3 protein-coding genes are annotated in these 4,637 nt (G+C 46.7%); 1 reads left to right on the top strand and 2 read right to left on the bottom strand.

All coding sequences use genetic code 11. From position 1 onward, the window contains the following. The coding region (locus QVO39_RS07395) for a BamA/TamA family outer membrane protein (RefSeq protein ID WP_288171916.1) at window positions 1-831 on the top strand (831 nt) is incomplete at its 5' end. A 209-nt stretch (window positions 832-1,040) separates the two neighbouring features. On the opposite strand, the gene QVO39_RS07390 is transcribed toward QVO39_RS07395, so the two are convergent. Both QVO39_RS07390 and QVO39_RS07385 read right to left on the bottom strand, forming a co-directional pair. Next, entirely contained in the window at window positions 1,041-2,282 is a 1,242-nt protein-coding gene (locus QVO39_RS07390) for an ABC transporter permease (RefSeq protein WP_021903637.1), read from the bottom strand. A 12-nt stretch (window positions 2,283-2,294) separates the two neighbouring features. After that, window positions 2,295-4,535, bottom strand: coding sequence for a GH92 family glycosyl hydrolase (locus QVO39_RS07385; RefSeq protein ID WP_288171915.1), 2,241 nt, complete (start codon window positions 4,533-4,535; stop codon window positions 2,295-2,297). Between the last annotated feature and the right edge of the window lie 102 nt (window positions 4,536-4,637).

Genomic DNA, 4,637 nt, shown 5'->3' with positions numbered 1-4,637 from the left:
CCCCTAAGCCTGAGTTACAATCACCTACTCTCTAAGACGGAGCGTTTTGAAGAGGTGATCGCAAAGAATCCGATCATTGGGCTCTCTTTTAGGAATCAATTTATTCCGCAGGCTAATTATCTCTTTGGTTATGAATTGAAGGGAAGGCATGGATTTAGCATCCAGACTTATATTGCTGAGGCGGGAAATGTGCTTTCGCTTTTCTATAAGGGGAAGAAGCGAGAGGGCACGGAACCTTATAAGTTTCTGGGTGCCCCTTTTGCGCAATTTGTGAAGGGGACGCTGGAGCTGCGATACAACTACAAGTTTAGCCCAAAACTCCAATTGGCCAGTCGAGCTTATGCTGGTGCGGTCTACAGCTATGGAAATATGACGGTGGCGCCCTACTCTGAGCAGTTTTATGCGGGTGGAGCTAATAGTATCAGAGGATTTAATGTGCGTACGCTAGGACCAGGAGGATATAATCCAGCGATGGAGGATCCGCTGAGTTTTATGGATCGCACGGGGGATATTCGTTTTGAGACGAACCTAGAGATACGGTACAAGGTATTTGGGGCGATTGAACTGGCGACTTTTATTGATGCCGGTAATATTTGGCTGATGAGGGAGGATGCAAATAGACCTAATGGACAGCTGACCAAAGAGTATTTCCTAAACGATATCGCACTGGGAACGGGACTAGGAGTGAGGTATGACCTTGATTTCTTGGTATTGCGTCTGGATATCGGAATAGGTCTTCATAAGCCCACAAGAAGGGCGGAGAAGTATTTCAATACCTTCGAAAATGGCTTCCCAACGGTATTTCACCTAGCTATCGGCTACCCTTTCTAGAGAATGTTGCACGAAGTGCCATTCTCACACATTTGCAGACAAATGTGTCAAGACTTTGCACGAAGGATAAAATGCAAGGCCTGAGGATGAGGGCAAGGTGCACGCAGGGCACCAAGGCCCCACCAGGGCCGAAGGGAGCGTACTCACGTACGTGACCGAGCTCGAATTCCGATAGCAATGCAGCAGTTCGCCTTCGTGCAAAGTCTCTTCTAATCGAAGCGGAGGGTGCGGGAAGGGTTGATGCCACCGATGATGCGGGTGGGAAGAAGCACGAAAAGAAAGACAACGATAAATACCGCCAAATTGGTTACGAGAAGTACCCACCAATCAATACTGATGGGGACGTAGCTCATGTAGTACTGGCTAGAATCAAGGGAAATCACTCTAAAGTGCTTCTGTAGGAAGGCGAGTGCCAAGGCAATCGCATTGGCGTACAATATTCCCCTCAGGAGGATATGGCTCGCCATAATCCAAAATATCTTCTGCAGTGAGCGGTTACGCTGGCCCAATGCTTTGAGGGTAGCAATAGCTCTGACTCTTTCAAGGATCAGTACCACAACTCCTGTGACAATGGTCATAGCAGCCACCGCAATCATTAGGATAAGGATGAGTAGCACATTGGCATCCAGTAGGTTGAGCCAGCCAAAATAGTTGTAGTTCAGCTCCTCTACGGTAAACATGGCATACCGCTCTCCATATTTCTCACTACGGTCGGCAAGCAAATCAAAAAGGAGGTCGTAGAGTTGGCTTGCCCCACTCCTTGATTTTAGAGTAACGGTAAGCCCCCCAACCTGATGCTCGCTCCAATCATTGACACTCTGAAGGTCGGAAAGGGAGGTGAGTGCCAGGGAATGATCAAAGGTATCGAAACCGGTCTCAATAAGCCCTACAATATGATATTTTCGCACTTTGGTGCGGTCGCCATTGCTATAATAAGCAAGGAAATCATCGCCAACATTGAGGCCTAAAAACTGTGCCACTTTATTGGAAAGTAGCAACTCCCCTTGCTTGTGCAAGTCTGGGAGCCTTCCCGCCACAAGGTACTCTTCGTAAAACGCTTGGTCGTACCCTTCGCTCAGTCCGTGCATCATCACAGCACGGAATGAGGAGTCTACTTTTACCAAGGCCATCTGGTCAATAAAGGCCTCTACCCTAGCCTCAGGAAAGGTGCTCTGACTAGTTCTCTCTATCTCGGTCAGTAGGTCCTCACTAATAGTGAGGGGCAGGGCGTAGGCATCATAATTATTATCGGGATTGGAGATCCGAATAGTGCCGACAAAGTTATTGAGCTTCTTCTCTATCTCTTGTTTGAAACCTCGTACTACGAAAAGAGACAGCAGTATCAATGAGACACCCAATGAGATACCTATGGACGATATTCGCACTGCAGGCCGGTATTTCCCGCTCTCCGAAAATAGAAACTTCTCGGCAAGAGTACGCTCTAGCTCCATAGGTAGAAATACTTAATACTCAAACTTGATATGTCCGCCCTCTATCAGTGCTTGGTGTGTAATGCGGTGCGACTTGAGCTTCCGCCCACCCAACTTAATAGACTTGATGTACTGCCCTTTGTGGGAAGGAGCACCCTCAATCACCAGTTCGCTTTTTCCAAAGTACTTGGGGTCTAGGGTAATCACCACCTTATCAAATACTGGGGCAGTGAGGGTGTACTCTGGCACGCCAGGGCAATCGGGGTACAATCCCATCATACTCATCAGTGCCCAACAGCTCATCGTACCAGTATCATCATTACCGGGAAGGCCATCTGGTTCAGTAGTGAAGTGCTTTTCAAGTAGCTCTGTCACCAGCTTTTGAGTCCGCCATTCCTCGCCTCTAAAGTAGCTAAAAAGGTATGGATAGGCAATGTTTGGCTCGTTAGTTGGGTCGTAGTGACCTTCATCAAATATCGCCTGTAAGTTATTGATAAAGGCACGCTTTCCACCCATTAACCTAGTTAGGCCTTTGATATCATGAGGAACAAAGAAAGTATAATTGTAAGCACTTCCTTCATGGAATCCTGGGTTGGGCTCAAAGTTTTCGCCAAGTTTTGGATTGAAAGGAGTGAGGAAGGTACCATCAGGCAGTTTAGGGCGGAAGGTCTTGAATTCAGGACTATAATAGTGCTTATAGCCTAGACTTTGCTGTCTAAATCTACGAGCATCAGCCTTGTACCCTAGTTCCTGAGCCAAAATAGAGAGGGCATTATCTGCCACGTAATACTCCAAGGCATGAGATACCGAATTATCAAACTCCCCTCTTAATGGCACATATCCTAGCGATAAATAGTCGTCGTTATCTGGTCTGAGTAAGTTCTCACTACCGCTGGTAGTCGCGGACTTATACATCGCTTTGTAGACTGTTTGAATATCAAAATCCCGAAGCCCTTTGAGGTAACTATCTACAAATACAGGAATAGCAGGATCGCCCTCCATTGTAAGTGTCTCGCGTCCATAAAGCTCCCACTTAGGGAACCAACCGTGCTCTTGATACATTCCCAGCATGCTCTTCAGCATATCCATCTGCCGCTCGGGATATACCAATGTGAGGAATTGGTGCACATTGCGATAAGTGTCCCATAATGAGAATACGGTATATCTATTTCCTCCTCCAGTATTGAGAATCTCTCCGCCCTCCATCTGCGGGTAGTCTCCATTGACATCCTGTAGGATATTAGGATGAAGAAGTATATGGTAGAGTGCGGTGTAGAATATCTGTTTCTGCTCTAAGGTTCCCCCTTCTACTCTAATGCGGCTAAGGTCTTTTTCCCAAAGATTCTCTGCCTCTCTACGTACCTCATCAAAGTTCTTTCCAGACACCTCTTGCCGTAGATTTTCCCTCGCATTCTCAATGCTTACAAATGACACGCCCATCTGGACTTCTATCGTCTCATCGGCTTCGGTATCAAAGGTAAAGTATGCACCTACATCATCACCAGCCAACTCCTTAGTATACTTGGTATAGAGCTTATATTTACCTTGATCTGGATCCCATTCTGCCTCTACACCTTTCATTGGGCGTTGCAACTTCCAATACCCTTGTTGGCTAGGGGTTTTGCTCAGTCTCATCACAAAGTAAATCGGAAAGACTGCCTGAGGATTGTAGCAGAAAGTACCTAGTAGCTTTACCCCTTCAACCTCTACATCACTCACGCGCCTAAGCATCGCTCCAGACTCATTAGTAAGCCCCTCGCCTAGATTGAGGAGGATGTGGCTTTGCCCTTTAGGGAAGGTAAAGCGAGTCACCCCACCTCTTACCGTAGCCGTTGCTTCAGTTTTGATATCGTACTTGGTGAGGTGATTGCTATAATATCCTGGAGAGGCCACTTCATCTTTGTAGGCACTTCCATATTCTCTAAAATCCACAGAGAGCTTCCCCGTGGTAGGCATCACCAGTAGCGAACCAAGCTCTGGACATCCTACCCCGCTGAGATTAACATGGCTGAAACCTGTGAAATAAGAATTGGTATGCTCGTAAGGAGTACTCCACCATCGAGAGTCTTTATCGTATCTATTTTGATCACTTCCCATCACGTTAAAAGGCACCACACTCATCATACCATGAGGCACCACAGCACCCGGATTGGTCGTCCCAAAGTTGGTCGTCCCCACAAATGGACGTACATAATCAATTAATCGCTCCTGTGCACTCGCTCCCACAGTAAATAGGAGTACCACACCAACTACATACCAAGATAATCTTCGCATACTCATCATTTATATATTTCCTTACGCAAAACTACCTAAATTATTCCACTTGAGTTGGAATATTGGGCTAAGGGCAAAAGATATGGCGACTACCGGATTGGG

This window comes from Porphyromonas sp. CAG:1061, from assembly GCF_000435035.1.
Lineage (GTDB): Bacteria > Bacteroidota > Bacteroidia > Bacteroidales > Porphyromonadaceae > Porphyromonas_A > Porphyromonas_A somerae.
Note: the sequence above shows the minus strand (reverse complement) of the source record. Positions and strands in the feature narration are given on the sequence as shown.

Coding starts and splice junctions, on each gene's coding strand:
- QVO39_RS07390 (WP_021903637.1), bottom strand. CDS start 2,282: ATGGAGCTAGAGCGTACTCTTGCCGAGAAGTTTCTATTTTCGGAGAGC.
- QVO39_RS07385 (WP_288171915.1), bottom strand. CDS start 4,535: ATGCGAAGATTATCTTGGTATGTAGTTGGTGTGGTACTCCTATTTACT.